At 60.0% G+C, this 19,702-nt stretch carries 20 protein-coding genes; 15 read left to right on the top strand and 5 right to left on the bottom strand.

What is annotated here, in order from left to right:
- Positions 1-295: 295 nt before the first annotated feature.
- Together CVS28_RS19775 and CVS28_RS14025 are read right to left on the bottom strand one after the other, a co-directional pair.
- On the bottom strand, positions 296-466 hold the full coding sequence (locus CVS28_RS19775; protein WP_165788164.1) for a hypothetical protein: 171 nt from the start codon (positions 464-466) through the stop codon (positions 296-298).
- A gap of 57 nt (positions 467-523) precedes the next feature.
- Positions 524-973: a hypothetical protein gene (locus tag CVS28_RS14025; protein ID WP_103481922.1), complete on the bottom strand. Its 450-nt coding sequence runs from the start codon at positions 971-973 to the stop codon at positions 524-526.
- A 135-nt stretch (positions 974-1,108) separates the two neighbouring features.
- On the opposite strand from CVS28_RS14025, the gene CVS28_RS14020 reads away from it, so the two are divergent.
- Together CVS28_RS14020 and CVS28_RS14015 are read left to right on the top strand one after the other, a co-directional pair.
- On the top strand, positions 1,109-1,369 hold the full coding sequence (locus tag CVS28_RS14020) for a DUF4235 domain-containing protein (RefSeq protein WP_103466657.1): 261 nt from the start codon (positions 1,109-1,111) through the stop codon (positions 1,367-1,369).
- 192 nt (positions 1,370-1,561) lie between these two features.
- Positions 1,562-1,828 carry a DUF7218 family protein gene (locus CVS28_RS14015; RefSeq protein WP_103466656.1) on the top strand — a complete coding sequence of 89 codons (267 nt, stop codon included), beginning with the start codon at positions 1,562-1,564 and terminating at the stop codon, positions 1,826-1,828.
- Between the two features lie 146 nt (positions 1,829-1,974).
- On the opposite strand, the gene CVS28_RS14010 is transcribed toward CVS28_RS14015, so the two are convergent.
- On the bottom strand, positions 1,975-2,583 hold the full coding sequence (locus CVS28_RS14010) for a flavodoxin family protein (protein ID WP_103481921.1): 609 nt from the start codon (positions 2,581-2,583) through the stop codon (positions 1,975-1,977).
- A gap of 368 nt (positions 2,584-2,951) precedes the next feature.
- Here CVS28_RS14010 and CVS28_RS14005 point away from each other — a divergent pair, with 368 nt between their 5' ends.
- The 8 genes from CVS28_RS14005 to arfA all read left to right on the top strand — a co-directional run bounded on the left by CVS28_RS14005 (position 2,952) and on the right by arfA (position 10,630).
- Positions 2,952-3,398, top strand: a complete 447-nt coding sequence (locus CVS28_RS14005) for a hypothetical protein (RefSeq protein WP_103466654.1) — start codon at positions 2,952-2,954, stop codon at positions 3,396-3,398.
- 55 nt (positions 3,399-3,453) lie between these two features.
- The gene (locus CVS28_RS14000) at positions 3,454-3,711 is read left to right on the top strand and encodes a DUF6458 family protein (protein WP_207797215.1); all 258 of its coding nucleotides are present in this window, start codon (positions 3,454-3,456) and stop codon (positions 3,709-3,711) included.
- 159 nt (positions 3,712-3,870) lie between these two features.
- The gene (locus CVS28_RS13995) at positions 3,871-4,365 is read left to right on the top strand and encodes a DUF1801 domain-containing protein (RefSeq protein WP_103481920.1); all 495 of its coding nucleotides are present in this window, start codon (positions 3,871-3,873) and stop codon (positions 4,363-4,365) included.
- Between the two features lie 221 nt (positions 4,366-4,586).
- Entirely contained in the window at positions 4,587-5,591 is a 1,005-nt protein-coding gene (locus CVS28_RS13990; protein ID WP_103481919.1) for a LacI family DNA-binding transcriptional regulator, read from the top strand.
- Positions 5,592-5,797: 206 nt separating this feature from the next.
- Entirely contained in the window at positions 5,798-7,120 is a 1,323-nt protein-coding gene (locus tag CVS28_RS13985; RefSeq protein ID WP_103466651.1) for an extracellular solute-binding protein, read from the top strand.
- 74 nt (positions 7,121-7,194) lie between these two features.
- On the top strand, positions 7,195-8,133 hold the full coding sequence (locus CVS28_RS13980; RefSeq protein WP_103481918.1) for a carbohydrate ABC transporter permease: 939 nt from the start codon (positions 7,195-7,197) through the stop codon (positions 8,131-8,133).
- Positions 8,134-8,136: 3 nt separating this feature from the next.
- Positions 8,137-9,039, top strand: coding sequence for a carbohydrate ABC transporter permease (locus CVS28_RS13975; RefSeq protein WP_103466649.1), 903 nt, complete (start codon positions 8,137-8,139; stop codon positions 9,037-9,039).
- Positions 9,040-9,091: 52 nt separating this feature from the next.
- Positions 9,092-10,630, top strand: coding sequence for an arabinosylfuranosidase ArfA (gene arfA / locus CVS28_RS13970; protein ID WP_103481917.1), 1,539 nt, complete (start codon positions 9,092-9,094; stop codon positions 10,628-10,630).
- Positions 10,631-11,066: 436 nt separating this feature from the next.
- Here the strand turns inward: arfA and CVS28_RS13965 are convergent, their stop codons facing one another.
- On the bottom strand, positions 11,067-12,317 hold the full coding sequence (locus CVS28_RS13965) for a D-arabinono-1,4-lactone oxidase (RefSeq protein WP_103481916.1): 1,251 nt from the start codon (positions 12,315-12,317) through the stop codon (positions 11,067-11,069).
- 145 nt (positions 12,318-12,462) lie between these two features.
- On the opposite strand from CVS28_RS13965, the gene CVS28_RS13960 reads away from it, so the two are divergent.
- The 5 genes from CVS28_RS13960 to CVS28_RS13940 all read left to right on the top strand — a co-directional run bounded on the left by CVS28_RS13960 (position 12,463) and on the right by CVS28_RS13940 (position 18,498).
- Positions 12,463-13,452, top strand: a complete 990-nt coding sequence (locus CVS28_RS13960) for a LacI family DNA-binding transcriptional regulator (protein WP_103481915.1) — start codon at positions 12,463-12,465, stop codon at positions 13,450-13,452.
- 195 nt (positions 13,453-13,647) lie between these two features.
- Positions 13,648-15,378 carry a ribulokinase gene (araB, locus tag CVS28_RS13955; protein WP_103481930.1) on the top strand — a complete coding sequence of 577 codons (1,731 nt, stop codon included), beginning with the start codon at positions 13,648-13,650 and terminating at the stop codon, positions 15,376-15,378.
- Positions 15,375-16,055: an L-ribulose-5-phosphate 4-epimerase gene (locus CVS28_RS13950; RefSeq protein ID WP_103481914.1), complete on the top strand. Its 681-nt coding sequence runs from the start codon at positions 15,375-15,377 to the stop codon at positions 16,053-16,055. The genes araB and CVS28_RS13950 overlap by 4 nt, the downstream gene beginning before the upstream one ends.
- Positions 16,056-16,084: 29 nt before the next feature.
- On the top strand, positions 16,085-17,611 hold the full coding sequence (gene araA, locus CVS28_RS13945; RefSeq protein WP_103466644.1) for an L-arabinose isomerase: 1,527 nt from the start codon (positions 16,085-16,087) through the stop codon (positions 17,609-17,611).
- Entirely contained in the window at positions 17,608-18,498 is an 891-nt protein-coding gene (locus tag CVS28_RS13940) for an aldose 1-epimerase family protein (protein WP_103481913.1), read from the top strand. The genes araA and CVS28_RS13940 overlap by 4 nt, the downstream gene beginning before the upstream one ends.
- Before the next feature lie 18 nt (positions 18,499-18,516).
- Here the strand turns inward: CVS28_RS13940 and CVS28_RS13935 are convergent, their stop codons facing one another.
- Positions 18,517-19,620 (bottom strand): FAD-dependent oxidoreductase, encoded by a 1,104-nt coding sequence (locus CVS28_RS13935; protein WP_103481912.1) that lies wholly within the window; start codon positions 19,618-19,620, stop codon positions 18,517-18,519.
- Between the last annotated feature and the right edge of the window lie 82 nt (positions 19,621-19,702).

Below are 19,702 nucleotides of genomic sequence, written 5' to 3'. Positions count from 1 at the left end.
TGTACTGGAGGCTGCGGGCGTGGCCGCCGGCGCCCCTGGAATAGTGCATGGCTTCCCGGGTGAAGTGGTGGAAGGGATTGGGCAGTTACTGGCGCATCACCGGGTGTGGGACAGGTTCGCGCCCAAGCCGTAGACGGCCAAGCCTTCACGGCCGCGGAAAGCGCGGCTTTGACCGCTCATGGCCATAATCAGCAGGCCCTTGGCCGGTCCCGCCGGGACCGGCCAAGGGCCTGCTGATCGATGTGCCGGCCGCTGCGGGCAGCTTGCAGTTCCACGGTTTTACCGGCTTTGGAACTCAGCCGGCATCGAAACTCTTGTCTCCGCTTTCCTGGCCGTGGTCCGTGTCCGAACTTTGCGCGTCTGTGCCGGATCCATCGGGAAGTTCGTCAACGTCCTTCGCTTTGTTTCCCTTGGTTGGCGGACTTTTGGGGTTCTCCTGCTTGTCTGCGTCCTCGTGTTTTTGCATGCGCGCTCCTGAGTAGTGTGGGCTGGGGTGTGCTGTCAGAACCGGCCCGCGGTTGAATTATGCATCGCCTGCGGCGTCCTCATCAGATTCAGAGGAGAACGATTCACGTTCCGCCCTGGTGGGGCCTGCGTTGTCCTCGGTCAAGGGTGCGTCCGCGGATGGGAGGTCCTGGCCAGCCGCATCGTCCCTGGGTTCGTCCGAGTCATCCGCACCTACACGTGCAAGCTCCTCGCGGAGTTGATCATCAGTGCCACCGAGCCTCCCGGCTCCGGGTTCGCCGTCGCTGCCGGCATCTTCGTTTTCAAAGAAGTTCCGATCCGGAGCGCCCAAGCTCTTGTCGTCACCCAGCGCTTGCTCGTCGCTTTCTTGACCGCGCAGCGTTGGATCCGGTGAGCCCGGATTGGTGGCCGCCCCTTGGGGCATTTCATCTTCAGGGGTTGGAGAACCGTAGCCGGTTTCGACCGGTTCCTGGCGGCGTTCCGTGTTGGCGGAATCGTTGCTGTTCATGGTGCTCTCCTTAAAGTAGGTGGTGGGCCCGTCTCTCACACTGTAACTACATGCTGTGACTTGCGAAACCCCGCGGAGTTGGGAACAGTAGGTGGAGAAGCGCTACAACTTCCTTGAGAATCTGGAGAATATGCAATGAACATCCTGATTAAGCTTTTGAGTGTCCTCGCAAGCGTGGCTGCCGGCGCCGTGGCGCGCAAGGCACTGGCCGCGGGGTGGAGGAAGAGTACAGGAAGTGAACCGCCCAAGGATGCCGGGGACCCGCGAAATTCCCTGCCAGGTGTCCTAGTTTTTGCCCTGGTCACCGCCGCGTCAGGTGCCATCATCCACGTGCTGACCCAACGCTGGGGACGAAAGGCCACGCTTCGCCTGGAGCAAACCCCCGGCGAGGTATAGACAATTCACCACAGCCCAAGCAGTTTCAGATGCCGGCGCAACCTCCACTTCCCCAGCCGGCGTCCTTGCAGGGGTCGTTGAACTGCTGAACAAAAACTTGGCTCAGGAAAATGTGGCTATCGAACAGATCATCGTGGCATCTGATGGAATCGCCTGCTCAGATACCGCCGTTCATCAGGGAAGGAAGAGAACATGCCCAAGAACCAAAACCCCAGCTTGAAGGATCCAGAGATGTACGAGGCGCTCCGGGACGATGGTGCGTCTGCCCAAAAGGCAGCCAGGATTTCCAACGCAGCGGCCAAAGAAGGCCGTTCCACCATTGGCCGTAGAGGTGGCAAGTCCAAAGACTATGAGGACTGGACAGTGTCGCAACTAAAGGACAAGGCCAAGGAAATTGGACTCAAAGGTTATTCAAGGCAACGCAAGAATGAGCTAATCCAGTCACTGCGTAATTCATAGGTGGTGGCAGAACCCCTATTATTCGGCAGCAACCAGGTAACTGCTCCCAGTGAACAAGAACAGGTCAAGGGCACCGCGAAAGACAAATCGGTGGACATCAAGGCCCCTCTGAAGGGGGACGGCGCGGACATCCAGACAGTATCCGTCTACGCGGGTGGGTAGTTTTCGTTTCGAAGGACGCGTGCCAGGTGAGCGGCATTGCGGGACAGTACCGCTGTGGCAGCGGCCACTACCTCGGGAATAGTGTCGAGGTCCTTGTAGTCCACAGTATGCATGGCTTCACCCACCCAGTACGTCGACCCCTGAGCGGGAAAGGTGAAACCGACGTCGTTCATCCCCTGCATCATGTCGGCAATGACTTTGTGGGCGCCGTCCTCATTTCCTACAACGGCGACGGCGGCCACCTTGCCGAACATGATGGGTCGGCCCTGATCATCAGTCTCGGACAAGTCTGCGTCGAGCCTTTCCAGAACCCGCTGTGCGACACTGCAGGGATGCCCCATCCAGATGGGGGTGGCAAGAACAACGATGTCAGCGGCGAGGATTCTTGCCCGGATGGCGGGCCATTCATCGCCGTCCCCCATATCGACCTTCACCCCAGGCTTTACCTCGTGGTCGACGACGCGCAGCGAAGCTGTGGTGGCGCCGTGCTTTTCCAGTTCGTCCAAAACATGGCGTGCCAAGAGTTCACTGCTTGAAGGTTCCGGAGACGGGGTGAGACTACAGACGATGGCGACGGCTGATAAGTCAGTCATTGGTGTTTTCCTTTCAAGATCGCGGAGGAACTGAATGGTTACACGCGCCCGCTGATCAGAACCAATCTTCTGCGTCGTTTGCAGGTGGCATGTGGCTTGCGATTCGACCGTTCCATGGGAAGAAGCATCGGCCTACTAGCAGTACATCACGCAAAGGGGCTGCTGGTCACTGTTCGTCCTGGCAGGGGTAATCGAATGAAACACCTGAAATGGTCATCCGGCCCTAAATGGTGGTTTTTGCGTCGGGGGGTGGGCAAAACCGGTATGAAGGTGCATGATGAGGCCATAAGGGCGCAAGTGATTTGCTCTGCACGGTCCAGGGCAGGTGACGACGCTACCGCGGCAATATAGGACGGAGATGATTCGCCATGGACACAACGGCGTGGATTTGGATTGTCATAGCCATCATCGTGGTTTTGTTGGTTGTAGTTTTTCTGTTGAGACTCAACCGGCAGCGGCGAATGCACCAGGCTGAGGAACTGAAGGATAAGGCCCGCGAACAGGCGAGCAGATTGCGTGAGGATGCAAACGAATCTGGCCTGACAGCCCGGGAGAATCAGGCAGCGGCGGCGAGGACGGCGGCTGACGCCGAACAAGCTGCGGTGGATGCCGAACGGTTAAGGATTGAGGCGGAGCGGCAGCACTCGGCCGCCGCCGAAAGCGTCTCCCGTTCCAAGGAGCAACTCCATGAAGCAGCGGTCATTGATCCGGACGTTGATGTGTCAGCAAATGCAGGGACGCCAGACTCCACTTCCGACGACGAACCAAGTGCGGGTGGGCGCGGCCGGCACAGCCACGGGACGGGCAGCCCATAACCAGTCCCAGTCATTGCGTTCACAGTGAGTCGGTTGCCGAGGAAAGGAAAGAGTCATGAGTATAGGTGCAGGGGTATTGCTGTTTGTTATTGGTGCAATTCTTAGATTTGCGCTCACGGTTCAAGTGGCATGGATCGATTTGCTGCTCGTCGGGAACATCCTCATGGGTGCGGGCATTGTCGTCTTCGTGTTGGGTCTGATATTCACGTTCCGCCGACGGAGGTCGGTGTCCAGTCGCCGCACAGTGATCGGTCACGAAGACGGTGGGAGCACAGTCAGGCGGACGAGCCATACCGACGACACGGGGCTCTAGTGCCATGCATGGCCATGGAGGGTGCCAATTTTGCTGGTGGCGTGCCGGCCATGGGCCTAGGAATGGAGACGGCTCGCCGTCGAATCCAAGGACTCCGGTTCGGAATCTGCGGGCGAATTGCCAGCGCCTTCTTGCGATGCACAAGGAATAACGCGGACCATGACCAGCGTGGAGAACGGTAAGGAAGAAGTGCAAGAGCCGGCCACGCGCGCTGCGGCAGAAGAAGGCGCAGCCTTCACGTTGCCGGAAGCCATGACCGGCAGGGCAAGCCCCGCGAAAGCGGCGGTCGGCGACAAGCCAGTCTTCTCCTACATCACCAGCCTGCCACAGCCGCAGCGCGGCATCGCTGAAGCGGTCGATGCGCTGGCGGCCAAAACGCTGCCGGACCTCCAGCGCTCCGTGAAGTGGGGCATGTCGTACTACGGCGTCGGCGACGGGTGGTGCTTTTGCTGCGGCGGCTTTGCCGGTCATGTCAAGGTCATGTTTGTCAATGGCGCGGCGCTTGAGCCAGTCCCGCCGGTGACACCGGTGGGGATGGGTAAGTCGACCCGCGGCGTGGAACTGGAATCCTTGATAGAAATCGACGAACACCAGATCGCGGCGTGGATGCAACAAGTCACATCCGTGCCAGGTGTTGGAGGCAAGAAACGCTGAACCCGTGGCCTGTTGAGCGTGTCCACACATTTCCCTGTGGACTAACCCAAAGCGTGTTCATGAACCCGGATCCACCGCCGGGGCGCTCCCTGCAAAACGGCGGCCCAATTGCCGCAAAAGTGACAGATTCCCCTGGTGCTGGCAGGTAGTCTAAAGTTTCCACTCCGATGTGGCAGCGGTTCTCCATAACGCGAATGACGAGTCTGGGAAAGGGCGGTGCCATGCGGGCAACTGTCAAGGATGTTGCCCTGCGGGCTGGGGTGTCGCCAAAGACAGTCTCGAACGTCATCAACGGAATCGTGCCGGTGGCGGAGCGGACCAAAGCTCGGGTGGAAGCTGCGCTAGCAGAGCTCGACTATGTCCCCAATCTCTCTGCTCGTGGTCTGCGCAACGGGCGTACCGGCGTCATCGCCTTGGCTCTCCCGGATCTGGGTACCCCCTACTCTGCCGAGCTGGCGCACCATATTGTGGAAGTGGCGCACGAGCAAGGGTGGAGCGTGCAGCTTGAAGAGACCGGGCCGGACCCGCAACGCGAGTTCGACCTCGTGTCCAAGGCGCGTTCCAACCTCATCGATGGGCTCATCCTAAACCCCGTAGCCTTGGATGCCAGTGCAATTGGTGTTGGTGGAAACTTGCCGCCCATGGTCATGCTGGGTGAAGTGGACCAGCGGCGCGTGGATCACGTGGGTGTCGACAACGTGGCTGCTGCCCGGGACATGACGCTCGCGCTGGCACATGGCGGACGACGTCGGATAGCTATTCTGGGTGCCACCGAGACTCGACGCACTGACACCGCCGAAGTCCGTACCCGCGGCTATCATCAGGCGCTGACTGAGCTTGGCATCGACCGGGATCCCCACCTGGAGATTCCCTGTGATGAATGGACGCCGCGGGGGAGTGCGGAGGCGCTGAGCAAGTTCCTGTCATTCAACGTTCTTCCTGACGCGCTCTTTTGCTTCACCGACTCCATAGCCATTGGCGCGCTGAGTGTCTTGGCTGCTGCGGGACATCGCGTGCCCGAGGACATTCTCGTGGCAGGTTTCGATGACATTGACCATGGGCAGTATGCCGTCCCGGCGTTGACCACCATCTCCTTTGACAAGCGTGCCCTCGCGGAAGAAGCTGTACGGCTCTTGACCGAGCGCATGGCTGACCGGGACCGGGCTCCTGTGGAGGTTGCCTTGCCTTACCGGCTCGTAGTCCGAGGCAGCTCCAGCGTTTCTTGATGCTGTTCAACGCCTTGCCTCAGGCTGAGGGAAAGACTTGAAATAGATTTTGTGTGCGCTAACAATTTCTCTTGCGCATGCCATTACAACGATGTAATCTGTGGAATAGATCACGTTTTAGCGGCCGCTGCCTCTCCTCTTATACAACTTCCGGGGAGGGTGTGCGGCCTGAACAGGCAGTGTAATCGCGTCCAAAGGAGTGACCGATGAATCAACTTAACAGTGTGTCGAGGCGGCAGCTATTGCTCGGTGGTGGGATAGCGCTCTCGGGTGCCCTCGGCGCAACCTTGTTGTCTGGATGTGGAGGTTCCGCACAGGCCGCGAGCGAGTCACAATTGCGCTTCTGGCACTTGCTCTCCGGTGGTGACGGCATCAAAATGCAGGCCATGATTGACACGGCCAACGCCTCGCAGCAGTCATTCCACGTCAACCCCACAGTTTTGGCGTGGGGCGCACCGTACTATACGAAGCTCGCCATGGCGTCGGCGGGAGGCAGGCCCCCGGAGGTCGCCATCATGCACGCTTCACGTGTCACGGGATATGCTCCTGGAGGCCTCCTTGACCCTTGGGACGTGGACCTCCTGGCCAAGAATGGGGTCACCAAGGACGACTTCTCGCCGCGGATCTGGGAAAACAGCCTCCAGGGCGGCAAGCTCTACTCCATCGCATTGGACTCGCACCCCTTCATCCTGATGTACAACACGGAAGTGGCGCAGAAGGCCGGCGCACTTGCTGCCGATGGACAGCTTGAGATCGTCACCAGCCCGGACCGGTTCAAGGAAATGGCCCTGGAAATGGCCAAGGTCACGGGCAAACATGGCCTTTCGTATGGATACCTGAGTGATGGTGCGCAAATGTGGCGCTTGTTTTACACCTTCTACAAGCAGCACGGCGCCTCCATGGAACTGGTGCAAGGGCAAAAGGCCGTTGTGGATCGTGATGTGGCCATCGGTGTACTGGAGTACATCCACTCACTCCTTGACGACAAGATCGCAACCGCCAGCGGGGATGGCGGAACTGCCATCGCGGAATTTGCTGCCCAGGATTCAGGCATGCTCATGAGTGGTGTCTGGGAGTTGCCCACCATGCAAACGGCAAAGGTGCCGTTTGACGCCATGCCGATTCCCACCTTGTTTGGCACCCCCGCAGCCTATGCTGATTCGCACGCGTTTGTGTTGCCTCATCAGCTGAACCTTGATGAACAAAAGCGCAATGACGTGTATGCCTTTGTGGCCGACATCCTCAAGGGCTCCTTGAACTGGGCAAAAGCCGGGCACATCCCTGGATTTCAGCCGGTGGTGCAATCAGCAGAATTCAAAAACCTCCTGCCACAGGCGCACTACGCCGGTGCCGCCGAGATCATCAACTACGACCCGCGCGCCTGGTTCACAGGTTCGGGTTCAGACTTTCAGTCATTCTTTGCAGAAAACGTACAAAACGTCTTCCTGGGCCGGACCAAGGCCAAAGACGGTTGGGATGCGTTTGTGGAACGGTTGGACACATTGCTGTCCAAGCCGAATCCCGTGTAGGCCCCTAACCGCGGTCAAGCACGCCCTGTAGGTCATCTTTGGGAGAGTCATTTTGCGGCAAGGGAGCCAAAGCAATGAGTACGTCCACCGTTTCGACAGAATCACCTCAAGCGCCAATCCAAGTACTGGAAAACACCCATGCCGGCAGGCTGCGGCGGGACCGCAGGCACGGGTGGGGGTTCATGGCACCGTTCCTGGCATTTTTTGCCGTGTTCCTGATCTGGCCCTTGGTCCACGGCGTCTACATGAGCTTCACCGGAAAATCGCTCACAGGGGCCAATAGCTCGTTCGTAGGATTAGCCAACTATGTTGAGGCCCTTGGCGACACCGACATGTGGCATTCGATGGGAAACACTCTCTACTTCACCGTCATCAGCACGGTGCCGCTGGTTCTCGTGGCCCTGGCCATGGCAGCACTTGTCAACATGGGATTGCCTGCCCAATGGCTGTGGCGCCTGTCGTTCTTTGCGCCCTATCTCTTGGCTTCCACAGTGGTATCACTGTTCTTCGTGTGGATGTACAACCCCCAGCTCGGCTTGATCAACGAACTGCTGGGCAAGGTGGGAATCGCTCCCATTGACTGGCTGAACAATCCTGATGTGGCGATGTGGTCAATCGTGATCGCAACGCTGTGGTGGACAGTTGGCTTCAACTTTCTGCTCTATTTAGCCGCCATGCAAAACATTCCACAGTCACATTACGAGGCGGCGCAGTTGGATGGCGCCGGCGGTTGGCGGCAGTTCTTCTCCATCACCTTGCCCCAGATCAACCCGACAACGCTCATGATCGTCATCTTGCAAGTACTGGCCTCACTGAAGGTCTTCGACCAGGTCTACCAAATGACCGCCGGGGGCCCCGCCGGATCCACCCGGAGCATTGTCCAGTACATCTTCGAGACTGGCTTCACCGGGTACCGGCTGGGATACTCGGCTGCCGTTTCCTACATCTTCTTCGCCATCATCATTGTCGTCTCGATCTCCCAGTTCATTCTCACCCGCAAGAGGAGTGCATAAGCCATGGCATTGTCGACTTTCACGCCGCATTCAAGCACTGCCAAGGCGGCCCCCAACGTCCCAACATATCGGCGCAGAAAACGTATCTCGGCCAGTCGTGTGGCAGCCACCGTCATCGTTGCTGTCCTGTCGTTCACCTGGCTGGTCCCGTTCGCGTGGGCCACCATCACAGCCTTCAAAAGTGAGACTGAAGCCGCAGCCACGCCCATCACGATCGTGCCGAAATCGGGGTTCACCTTTGACGCCTTCGCGAAGGTGCTCCAGCAAGGCAACATTCCCCAATGGACGTGGAACTCGCTTTTCACCTCCACTGCCGTCACCATCATCACCTTGATCATCTCGACATTGGCGGCCTATGCACTGTCCCGCATTGACTTCAAGGGCAGAAAGGTGATGATGACAGTCATCGTGGCATCACTGATCGTGCCACCGCCGGTGCTGATCATTCCGTTGTTCTACCAAATGGTCTCGTTCCACATGATCGACACGTACTGGGGCATCATCTTGCCACAGGTGATCGCACCAGCCATGGTGTTTGTCCTGAAGAAGTTCTTCGACCAAATACCCCGCGAACTAGAGGATGCCGCGCTGGTGGACGGGGCAGGAAGAATTCGCATCTTTTGGCAGGTGGTACTTCCACTCTCACGCCCCATTTTGGCCGCCGTCGCCATCTTCGTTTTCATTGGCGCCTGGAACAACTTCCTGTGGCCCTTCATTGTTACCAATGACAGCTCCATGCTGACCTTGCCCGTTGGTCTGCAAACCATCAAGAGCGCCTACGGCATCCAATACGCCCAAAATATGGCCTCCGCCCTATTGGCAGCCCTTCCCTTGATTGTGGTGTTCCTCTTCTTCCAACGCCAGATCATCAAGGGCATCTCCACCACCGGCCTTGCCGGAACCTAAATTTTCCACCACAACACCGCCAAAAAACCTCAACAACAGGAGAATCAGCACTATGTCTCGTGCACGGATTAGTATTGACCGCGACTTCACGATCTCAGAGGTGCCACGGCGTCTTTTTGGCTCGTTCGTGGAGCATATGGGCCGGTGTGTCTATACCGGCATCTACGAGCCCGGCCACCGGGAAGCTGACGAGCAGGGTTTCCGCAAGGATGTCTTGGCGTTGACGAAGGAGCTGGGGGCCACCGTCATCAGGTACCCCGGCGGCAACTTTGTCTCCGGGTACAACTGGGAAGACGGTATTGGTCCGGTGTCCGGCCGGCCGCGCCGCCTGGATGGTGCCTGGCACACGCTGGAAACCAACGCGTTTGGCCTCCACGAGTTCGTTGACTGGTCTGCGAAGGCCGGCACCGAGATCATGGAAGCCATCAACCTCGGCACCCGGGGTGTGGATGCTGCCCGGGAGATCGTGGAGTACGCCAACCATCCCGGGGGCACCTACTTCTCAGACCTGCGGGCCAAGAACGGCCACAAGGATCCCTTTGACATCAAGCTGTGGTGCCTGGGCAATGAGATGGATGGTCCCTGGCAGATCGGCCACAAGACCGCCACAGAGTATGGTCGTCTGGCGCAGGAAGCCGGCAAGGCGATGCGTCTGGTGGATCCGAACATCGAGCTGGTTGCCTGCGGCAGCTCCAGCTCGTCGATGCCAACGTTTGGGGCGTGGGAGCAGACAGTTCTCACCCATGCCTATGACGAAGTGGACTACGTATCCTTGCATGCCTACTACCAGGAGCACGACGGCGATGCCGCCAGTTTCCTGGCCAGCGCCGTTGACATGGACTACTTCATAGAGTCCGTGGTTGCCACGGCGGATGCCGTCAAGGCCAAGGGCAAGCACAAGAAGAACATCAACCTTTCCTTTGACGAATGGAATGTTTGGTACCAAACGGGCCTGGATACCGAGGATCAGCCGCACCGGGTGAACGCGTCAGGCTGGCGTGAGCACCCGCGGGTGATCGAGGATAAGTACAACGTCACCGATGCTGTGGTGGTGGGTACGTTGTTGAACTCGCTGCTGCGCCACGGTGACAGGGTCAAGATTGCCAATCAAGCCCAGCTGGTCAATGTCATTGCCCCGATCCTGGCCGAGGAGAATGGTCCGGCCTGGCGCCAGAGCATCTTCTACCCGTTTGCCCGGATGGCCGAGTTGGCCAAGGGCCAGATCCTGCGCACCCACGTTGATTCGGACAAGGTCCAGACGTCGAAGTTTGGTGACGCAGACCTGGTGGACGTCAGCGCCACCTGGGATGAGGAAAGCGGGCGCATGGCCCTATTCTTTGCCAACCGCGGGCTGGAGGAAGCCGCCGATGTGGAGGTAGCCTTGCGCGGATTCGACGCCGGTCGGGTCATCCGGGCCGAGGTCCTCCAGACCCCAGAGGGCAAGGACCGCTTCACGAAAAACACCCTAACCCAGCAGGATCAGGTGGGCATGACCACACTCGACGGCGTCAAGGCAGCCGGAGACGAACTGAAACTGACACTGCCGGCCCTGTCCTGGGCAGTCGTGGAACTCGAAGTCGCCAAAAACTAAAAGCCGTACCCAAAATGGCTCGGTCTGTGGGGGGAGATTCCCCACGGACCGAGCCATTTGGTGTTGGTATGCGCCCCAGCTACTCATGCGAAATCTGCGTTTGAAACTGCAGCTGATGCGGGTGACAGAGCCGCGCACCCGCATCAGCTGCAGTTTCAAGTGATGTGGGCGGGGCTCAATGCGGCGGAGAACCGGCGATTTTGGCTCTCAGTGTGCTTCGGCAGGGCGAAAACTCCGAGTTCACGGCAACGTCATGGGTTCTTTGGGTTCCAAACTGCAGCTGATGCGGGTGCCGATGCTTTCCCGGAATTGAAACTGCAGCTGATGCGGGTGACAGAGCCGCGCACCCGCATCAGCTGCAGTTTCAAGTGATGTGGGCGGGGCTGTGGCGAACATCGACGAAGCTACGCCCCTGCAACAAAACTGAGCCACACCACTAGCGGCTGAAAAGCACCTTGTTCAGGTAGTCGTTGCGAAATTTTCCGGCGGGATCATGATGCTCTGCCATGGCCCGGAAGTCACTGAAGCGCGGGTACAGGCCAGCGAGGTCCGCTGCGTTGGCAGCAAACAGCTTGCCCCAATGCGGTCTGGCGCCATAGGCGGACAGCCGTGTCTCAATGACGGGAAGAACCGATTCCACCTGCTCCTGGAGTGGTTTCCAGGTCAGGTGCAGGGCTACGCTGTCTTGGTGATAGCTGGGGCTGAGCCAAAAGTCATCGGCTGCAACTGTCCTGATCTCCGAGATGAACAGCAGCGGGCCAATAAGTGCTGACAGGTCACGGAGCTCGGCTAGGGCGGCGCCTGCGTGTTCGCGGGGGAGCAGGTATTCGCTTTGCAACTCTTCACCATTGCTGGGGGTGAACTGCAATTGGAAGTGCGGCAGCCGGTCAAGCCAGGCACCGGGAATGTTCAGCTGCGGGGTGCAGTTCTCCGCCGACATCCCCGGCAGCGGGTGCAGCAGGACTGTAGCCGGGTGGGCGCCGTGGAATTCCTCCGGGGTTTCCAACGGGGACTGCTCGTCCCGGACCTTTCGCCAGACTTGGGCTATGGCCGGGCCGGAATAGCCGGTGAACAGACTGACGCTGTACCCGTCGGCGGCAACCGCGTCGAAGTCGTCCAAAACGCGGGACCACGGCAGCTCCAGAAAAACCTGCTGGCGGATCTTGAAGGATGGTTCGATGGCCAGTTCGACGTGCGTGATGATCCCCAAGGCGCCCAGGCCGACGACGGCGGCACGGAAGTCATCGCCGTCGTCCGCAGTCAACCGAACCAGGGTGCCCGAGGCACGGACCAGCTCGATCGCGGTCACAGCCGTGGCGAGTGAACCGTTGCTGACACCGGAACCGTGGGTACCCGTTTGGATGGCGCCTGCCACCGAGATATGCGGCAGCGAGGCAAGGTTGGGCAGGGCAAAACCGTGCTTTTCCAGATGCGCGCCGAGTGCCCCGTAGCTGAGGCTGCCGGCGACGCGAACTGTGCGCCGGTCTGTGTCGATCTCTGGCGCGCCGCCCAAGTTTTCGAGAGCCACGTGGATGCCGTCGGTGTCGGCAATGCTGTTGAAGCAATGGCGTGAGCCAAGGGCCTTGATGGCTGTGGCGCTGGAAACCATTTCCTGAAGTTCCTCTGTGGAACTGGGGATCTGCAGACTGGTTGACCGGTATTCTAGATTTCCTGCCCAGTTCTTCATGATGTCCTTTGGGTGCACTGCGAATAGGGTGAGTCCACCCCAATGTTAGCGCTAACAACGTAGTATTGCTCAAGAAGAGGTAATTTTTTACAGTGAAAGGGTTCCCGTGACGCCAATATCTGAAGGTCAGGGCCGGGCTCCAGTGATGGAGGACGTGGCGAAACTCGCCGGCGTGTCGCACCAGACTGTCTCGCGGGTGCTCAACGGAAACCCCAATGTCAGTGCCCGGACGCTTGAAAAAGTGCAGGGCGCGATTGTCGAATTGGGTTACCGCCGCAACACTGCCGCCCGCAGCCTCGTGACGCGGCGCTCGAACACCATCGGAGTTCTTGCCAGCGAGATGTCTCAATATGGGCCCTCGAACACGCTGCTGGCGCTCCAGCAGGCGGCGCGCGAGGCAGGGTACTTCGTCAGCATCGCCGGACTCGACGACGTCACCCCTGAAACCATTGAAGAAGCAATGCTGCGGTTTATGGATCAAGGTGTTGATGGAATTATTGTCCAGGTCCCGCACTCGGGCATCTTTGAAACACTAGTTAGCCTCAATCTTGGCCTTCCGGTGGTTGCCATCGGGGCCACCGGAGAAAACCGCCTAAGTGGCGTGGCCATCGACCAAACTGCTGGGGCGCGCCAAGCCGTTGAGTACCTCATTTCATTAGGGCATCAGCACATTGGACACGTGGCAGGCCCTGCCGGGTGGGTTGACACCCAGGCGCGGATTGAAGGTTGGCGCACTGCCCTGGCCCAGGCGGGTTTGCCGGAAGGGCCGCTCTTTGAAGGCGACTGGAGTGCGGGTTCAGGGTTCCGGGCGGGCCAGGAAATAATGCGTGATGCGCACGTTAGCGCCATTTTTGCCGGCAACGACCAAATGGCACTGGGCCTCCTGCGTGCCTTTGGTGAAGCGGGGATCAACGTCCCCGGCGACGTGTCAGTGGTCGGGTTTGACGACTGGCCGGAATCGGAGTTCTTCCTGCCGCCGCTGACAACAGTTCGGCAAAATTTTCAAGAGCTGGGCAAGCGGTGCGTTCACATCCTGCTGGCAGAGCTCGACGGCGGCGCCAGGGGCGGTGCGGACGTTGAGGTGGTTCCGGAGCTGGTGGTTCGCGGGACCACTGCCAGCCCCTCACTCAACTAGGGACTTTGCAGGGGTGGTGGGCAGCCCTTGACAACGTCAATTGTTAGCGCTCACAATTGGTATATCAATCCACCTTGGCCTTCATTGGTTCTGGTGGGGTCCACGTCCTTCCCGTCCGCAGCCCCGGCAATGATGCTTTGCCGGATGGAGGTATCCATGAGCCATTCCCCATTCCAGCAGTCACCGCCGGACCGCATGGAACCGCCCAGTGCGCCCCAATACGTGGTCGGTGTTGACTACGGAACGCTGTCAGGGCGTGCCGTTGTGGTTCGAGTGAGTGACGGCGCCGAACTGGGATCTGGCGTTTTTGACTACCCGCACGCAGTCATGACCGAAAACCTGCCCCCAGGTGCCGCCCGCCACGTAAGTTTGGGCATGGATTGGGCGCTTCAGGTGCCTCATGACTACCGACTGGTGTTGGCGCATGCAGTGCCGGCGGCAATCCGTGATGCCGGCATTGACCCTGCACATGTCATTGGAATCGGCACGGACTTCACCGCATGCACCATGATCCCCACCCTGGCCGACGGCACCCCCATGAACGAACTTGCCGGGTTCGCTGACAGGCCCCACGCCTATGTGAAACTCTGGCGCCACCATGCTGCCCAACCACAGGCGGACAGAATCAATGACCTTGCCCGGGCCCGCGGCGAAGCGTGGTTGCCCCGCTACGGCGGGTTGATTTCCGCTGAGTGGGAATTCGCCAAGGGCCTGCAGCTGCTGGAGGAGGATCCCGAGATATACGACGCCATGGATCATTGGGTGGAGGCAGCCGACTGGATAGTGTGGCAGCTGACAGGCAACTATGTCAGGAACGCCTGCACAGCCGGGTACAAGGGCCTGCTCCAGGACGGCAGCTACCCGTCGGCCGATTTCCTGGCCGCGCTCAACCCGGACTTCGCGGACTTTATTGCCACGAAGGTGGATCATTCGATCGGGCGGTTGGGGGAGGCCGCCGGGACGCTGAGCGCAGAAGCCGCGTCCTGGACCGGGCTTCCCCAGGGGATAGTGGTTGCCGTGGGCAATGTTGATGCGCATGTCACGGCGCCGGCAGCCCGCGCCGCGGCGCCTGGTCAAATGCTGGCCATCATGGGCACCTCCACCTGTCATGTGATGAATGGGAACGGCCTGCGAGAAGTTCCTGGGATGTGTGGAGTGGTCGACGGCGGCATCATCGACGGACTGTGGGGTTACGAGGCCGGGCAGTCAGGGGTAGGTGACATCTTTGGCTGGTTCGTCAACAACGGTGTGCCGCCCAAATACCACGACGACGCTGTGGCGCGGGGCCTCGGGGTGCACGAGTACCTGACTGAGCTGGCCGCCAGCCAGGCAATTGGCCAGCACGGCTTGATCGCACTGGATTGGCACAGCGGGAACCGTTCGGTTTTGGTGGATCATGAGCTTTCCGGCGTTGTGGTGGGCCAGACCCTCGCAAGCAAACCCGAGGACACCTACCGGGCATTGTTGGAAGCAACGGCGTTCGGCACGCGCACTATCATTGAGGCGTTCAACGGTGCTGGTGTCCCGGTGACGGAGTTTGTTGTCGCCGGTGGCCTGCCCAAGAACAAGCTCCTGATGCAGATCTACGCCGATGTCATCGGCTTGCCGCTGCGCACCATATCGTCAGCCCAGGCACCGGCCTTGGGATCGGCCATTCATGCAGCCGTAGCCGCAGGAGCCTATTCCGATGTGCAGGGCGCCTCGGATGCCATGGGCGCAGAACCGGCCGATGTCTATGAACCCATTCCCGAAAACGTGGCAGCCTACAACGCCCTGTTTGAGGAGTACACATCGCTTCACGACTACTTTGGCCGAGGCGCCAACGAGGTCATGCACCGGCTCAAGGCCATCCAAAAGAGGGCGCTTAGTGCCCGACCGGCAGAAGGCCCCAAAGCTGTCAAGACAACAATGGGGGCGTTGGCGTGAGCGCGCTCCTTGGTGCCATCGAGCGGATTCGCTCCGAGGTTTGTGCGTTGCATGCCGAGCTGACCCGCAACGGTCTGGTGGTGTGGACAGCTGGCAACGTCTCGGGCAGGGTTCCCGGGCATGAGCTCATGGTCATCAAACCTTCAGGAGTGTCCTACGACGACCTGCGACCGGAGCTCATGGTTGTCACCGACTTGTTCGGGACCCCCGCGAGCGGTGAGTGGGGCAACCCGGCGTTGGCGCCGTCGTCGGACACGGCAGCACACGCCTACGTCTACCGGCATATGCCAGAGGTGGGGGGAGTGGTCCATACTCACTCCACGTATGCAACTGCCTGGGCGGCGCGGGGCGAACCAATACCGTGCGTTTTGACCATGATGGGCGACGAATTTGGCGGGGAAATCCCCGTGGGCCCGTTTGCGCTGATCGGTGACGACTCGATCGGCCAGGGCATTGTTGCCACCCTGCAGAGCTCAACGTCACCGGCGGTGTTGATGAAGAACCACGGCCCCTTCACCATCGGAAAAGATGCCCGCGCTGCCGTGAAAGCGGCGGTCATGTGCGAGGAAGTCGCCAAGACGGTGCACGTATCCCGGCAACTCGGCGAACCTGCGGCCATTGATCCGGCCCTCATCGATGCCTTGTATGCGCGTTACCAAAATGTTTACGGCCAATAGGCCACTCAACTTTTAAGGAAGACTTGCTCATGACGAAGAACTCTGCGGCGTCCGTATCCCTTGACCACTATGAGGTGTGGTTCCTGACAGGCAGCCAACACCTCTACGGCGAAGACGTGCTCAAACAGGTCGCTGCCCAGTCCCACGACATTGCCGACGCCCTCAACGCAGCCTCCAACATTCCCGTGCGGGTCGTGTGGAAGCCGGTCCTCACAGACTCGGACGCCATCCGTCGCACGGCCCTGGAGGCAAACCTGGCCGATCATGTGATTGGCGTGAGCGCATGGATGCACACCTTCTCGCCGGCCAAAATGTGGATTCAGGGCCTGGACGCTTTGCGCAAGCCGCTCCTCCACCTGCATACGCAAGCGAATGTTGAGCTTCCGTGGGAAGACATCGACTTTGACTTCATGAACCTGAACCAGGCCGCCCACGGTGACAGGGAATTTGGCTATATCCAATCCCGGCTAGGCATTCCGCGCAAGACCGTGGTGGGGCATGTCTCCAACCCGGAGGTGCTGCGCCAAGTGGGCATCTGGCAGCGGGCTGCTGCCGGATGGGCAGCCATTCGTGGGCTGAAGCTGACCCGATTTGGCGACAATATGCGCAACGTGGCCGTCACCGAGGGCGATAAAACCGAAGCCGAATTGCGTTTGGGCGTTTCCGTTAATACGTGGAGCGTGAACGAACTCGCGGACGCAGTGCACGCCACCTCCGAAAGCGACGTGGATGTGCTGGTCGCCGAATATGAGGAACTCTACGACGTCGCCACAGAACTCGGGCGCGGCGGGGCACGCCACGAATCCCTGAGGTACGGGGCCAAGATCGAGCTCGGCTTGCGCCGTTTCCTGGAGACCAACGGCTCGGCCGCCTTCACCACCTCCTTTGAAGACTTGGGGGAGTTGCGGCAACTCCCGGGCCTGGCAGTGCAACGGCTCATGGCCGACGGCTATGGTTTCGGCGCCGAGGGCGACTGGAAGACGGCCCTGCTGGTCCGTGCAGCAAAGGTCATGGGCGCGGGCCTGCCCGGCGGGGCCTCCTTGATGGAGGACTACACCTACCACCTGGTCCCGGGTGCTGAAAAGATTTTGGGGGCACACATGCTGGAGGTCTGCCCGTCATTGACTACGTCAAAGCCACGCCTGGAAATCCACCCGTTGGGCATTGGCGGCAAGGAAGACCCCGTACGTCTGGTTTTCGACACCGACCCGGGGGCCGGCGTCGTTGTAGCGCTCTCCGACATGCGTGACAGGTTCAGGCTCGTTGCCAACGCCGTGGAGGTTGTGCCGCTGGAGCAGCCATTGCCCAACCTGCCTGTTGCCCGTGCGTTGTGGAGCCCGAAACCCGACTTTGCCACGTCCGCAGCTGCCTGGCTGACGGCTGGCGCCGCACACCACACAGTCCTTTCCACCCAGGTTGGGGTGGAAACCTTCGAGGACTTTGCCGAAATGGCTCAGACTGAACTGCTCACCATTGACGAAGGCACCACCATCTCTGCGTTCAAGAAGGAAATCCGGTGGAACCAGGCCTACTACAAACTGGCCGGTGGGCTGTGAACGAGATCGACTACCTGATCAAGTCCGGCGACTACTCGGCACGGATCACAGCGCACGGGGCAGCCCTGCGCGAACTCCAACACAACGGGCGCGACCTGGTGGTGCCATTCGATCTGGGAGCTCCCATCCCGGACTACAGGGGAATCATCGCCGCGCCCTGGCCCAACCGTATCGCCGACGGCGCCTACAACTGGAACGGGGTGATCCAACACCTGCCCCTGAATGAGGCGGATCGCGGCACCGCGCTTCATGGGCTCGTTTTTGATGTGCTGTGGGAGGTGGATGCCCACGGGGTGGATGCCCTCACCATGAGATGCACCGTGGAGGCGTCCAAGGGTTACCCCACGTCACTTGAGCTGGTAGTCAACTATCGCCTTGCCTCTGACGGGCTCCACTGCTCAGTGACAGCTACAAACACTGGAGCGGCCACAGCACCGTATGGGGTGTGCCCGCACCCATATCTCATCGCCGGTGACTTTCCGATGGATGATTGGATGCTGTCATTCCCGGCAACATCCTATTTGGCTGTCACCCCTGACAGGTTGTTGCCTTTGGACCTGCACGCTGTAGAAGGCCATGCATTCGACTACAGGACTTCCCGGGTCATTGGGGCAACACAGATTGACCACGCATTTACAGGTCTGGGGACTGCACCCCAACTGCTCCTGAGCGACCCGGCCGGTACGCACGTGGGCATGAGCTGGGATGAAGGCTGTCCGTGGCTGCAAATCCACACCGCAGACAAGGCCGACGGCTCAGCCCACCGACTGGGACTGGCGGTAGAACCAATGACTTGCCCGCCGGACGCCTTCAACTCAGGAACCGACGTGGTGGTGTTGGAACCAGGCGCCACGCATTCGGTGCGGTGGCGCATTTTCGGCGGCTAGCCGCTTGATCCGGTGAAGCTAAGCCCGGAAGAGTGCCGGGGCCGGTTTTCCGTCGGCAAGGTCGGCCAGGACGCGCCCAATGGCCGGGGCGAACTTGTAGCCGTGGCCGGAGAACCCGGCACCAACAACCACGGGACCAAATCTGTCCAGTATGAAGTTCTCTGATTCCGTTGAGGTGTAGGTGCAGCTGATCGGCTCGCAAGCGGTGGCGTCGAGCCCGGGGAACCATTCGTTGGCGTAGCGTTGCAGGGCCGCCAACTGGACAGCTTCGGGGAGGAAATCGCGGGAGTCCGGGTCCACCACCGGACCCACTCCGTGCCAGCCGATCTTCACCCCTTCACCCGGCGTGAACATGCCATATGTGGGGCTGTACCAGTAGTCATCCGCAGTTGATCGCGGATCGGGACTGTGGTTGAAGCTGGGCCAGTCCACGGAGGCGTCCAGTGGTTGAAAATGTGCTGGTTGTTCTTGGGTGACAACCAGTGGGGGAAGCTCCATCAGTTGCGAAAGAACCTTGTGGGTCCAGGCTCCGGCGGTGACGATGACCCGTTCGGCGAGGAACTCAGTGGTGTCGGTAATGACTCTCACGCTATGGTCGCCGTGGACAATAATGTCCCGGACGGGGGACTCGTAGTGGAACTGTGCACCACCGGTTTCGGCGGAAGTGCGCAAGGCGGCAAGTGCCTCGGCGGCGCGGACACGCCCGGATTCCGGGACAAAGAGCACGTCACTGCGGAACGTCATTCCAGCCCATCGCTCCGAGGCCTGTTCGGCAGAGAGGAATTCGCTGTCGATGCCGAGGGACTCGTGGGACTGCTTGATCCCCAGCAGTGGTTCCACATTGCCGTGGTTGACCAGACCCACCAGGTCCAGCAACTGAGTGCCCGTCTCATGGGAAAGCCCGTCCCATAAGGCGCGAGCTTCGGTGACCAAGGCCAAGTATTCAGGCTCCCGGTAGGCAGTGTTGAAGTTGCGGGTTGTGCCATGGGAGGCGCCGAGTTGGTGTCCCGCGGCAAACTGCTCGAGCAGGGCAACTGACTTGCCGGATTGGGCAACAGCCCGAGCGGCGGCTGAGCCCATGACTCCTCCACCAACAACCACGACGTCGACCTGCGTAACCATCGGTCCTGCTCCAATTGTGATAGCGAATGTTGAATGTGTCGGTGCCAATCCTTTCACACACCGGCTGAAGCTCCCTCACGAG

The organism is Arthrobacter glacialis (genome assembly GCF_002909415.1).
GTDB lineage: Bacteria > Actinomycetota > Actinomycetes > Actinomycetales > Micrococcaceae > Specibacter > Specibacter glacialis.
Note: the sequence above shows the minus strand (reverse complement) of the source record. Positions and strands in the feature narration are given on the sequence as shown.

Coding starts and splice junctions, on each gene's coding strand:
- CVS28_RS19775 (WP_165788164.1), bottom strand. CDS start 466: ATGCAAAAACACGAGGACGCAGACAAGCAGGAGAACCCCAAAAGTCCG.
- CVS28_RS14025 (WP_103481922.1), bottom strand. CDS start 973: ATGAACAGCAACGATTCCGCCAACACGGAACGCCGCCAGGAACCGGTC.
- CVS28_RS14020 (WP_103466657.1), top strand. CDS start 1,109: ATGAACATCCTGATTAAGCTTTTGAGTGTCCTCGCAAGCGTGGCTGCC.
- CVS28_RS14015 (WP_103466656.1), top strand. CDS start 1,562: ATGCCCAAGAACCAAAACCCCAGCTTGAAGGATCCAGAGATGTACGAG.
- CVS28_RS14010 (WP_103481921.1), bottom strand. CDS start 2,583: ATGACTGACTTATCAGCCGTCGCCATCGTCTGTAGTCTCACCCCGTCT.
- CVS28_RS14005 (WP_103466654.1), top strand. CDS start 2,952: ATGGACACAACGGCGTGGATTTGGATTGTCATAGCCATCATCGTGGTT.
- CVS28_RS14000 (WP_207797215.1), top strand. CDS start 3,454: ATGAGTATAGGTGCAGGGGTATTGCTGTTTGTTATTGGTGCAATTCTT.
- CVS28_RS13995 (WP_103481920.1), top strand. CDS start 3,871: ATGACCAGCGTGGAGAACGGTAAGGAAGAAGTGCAAGAGCCGGCCACG.
- CVS28_RS13990 (WP_103481919.1), top strand. CDS start 4,587: ATGCGGGCAACTGTCAAGGATGTTGCCCTGCGGGCTGGGGTGTCGCCA.
- CVS28_RS13985 (WP_103466651.1), top strand. CDS start 5,798: ATGAATCAACTTAACAGTGTGTCGAGGCGGCAGCTATTGCTCGGTGGT.
- CVS28_RS13980 (WP_103481918.1), top strand. CDS start 7,195: ATGAGTACGTCCACCGTTTCGACAGAATCACCTCAAGCGCCAATCCAA.
- CVS28_RS13975 (WP_103466649.1), top strand. CDS start 8,137: ATGGCATTGTCGACTTTCACGCCGCATTCAAGCACTGCCAAGGCGGCC.
- arfA (WP_103481917.1), top strand. CDS start 9,092: ATGTCTCGTGCACGGATTAGTATTGACCGCGACTTCACGATCTCAGAG.
- CVS28_RS13965 (WP_103481916.1), bottom strand. CDS start 12,317: ATGAAGAACTGGGCAGGAAATCTAGAATACCGGTCAACCAGTCTGCAG.
- CVS28_RS13960 (WP_103481915.1), top strand. CDS start 12,463: ATGGAGGACGTGGCGAAACTCGCCGGCGTGTCGCACCAGACTGTCTCG.
- araB (WP_103481930.1), top strand. CDS start 13,648: ATGGAACCGCCCAGTGCGCCCCAATACGTGGTCGGTGTTGACTACGGA.
- araA (WP_103466644.1), top strand. CDS start 16,085: ATGACGAAGAACTCTGCGGCGTCCGTATCCCTTGACCACTATGAGGTG.
- CVS28_RS13935 (WP_103481912.1), bottom strand. CDS start 19,620: ATGGTTACGCAGGTCGACGTCGTGGTTGTTGGTGGAGGAGTCATGGGC.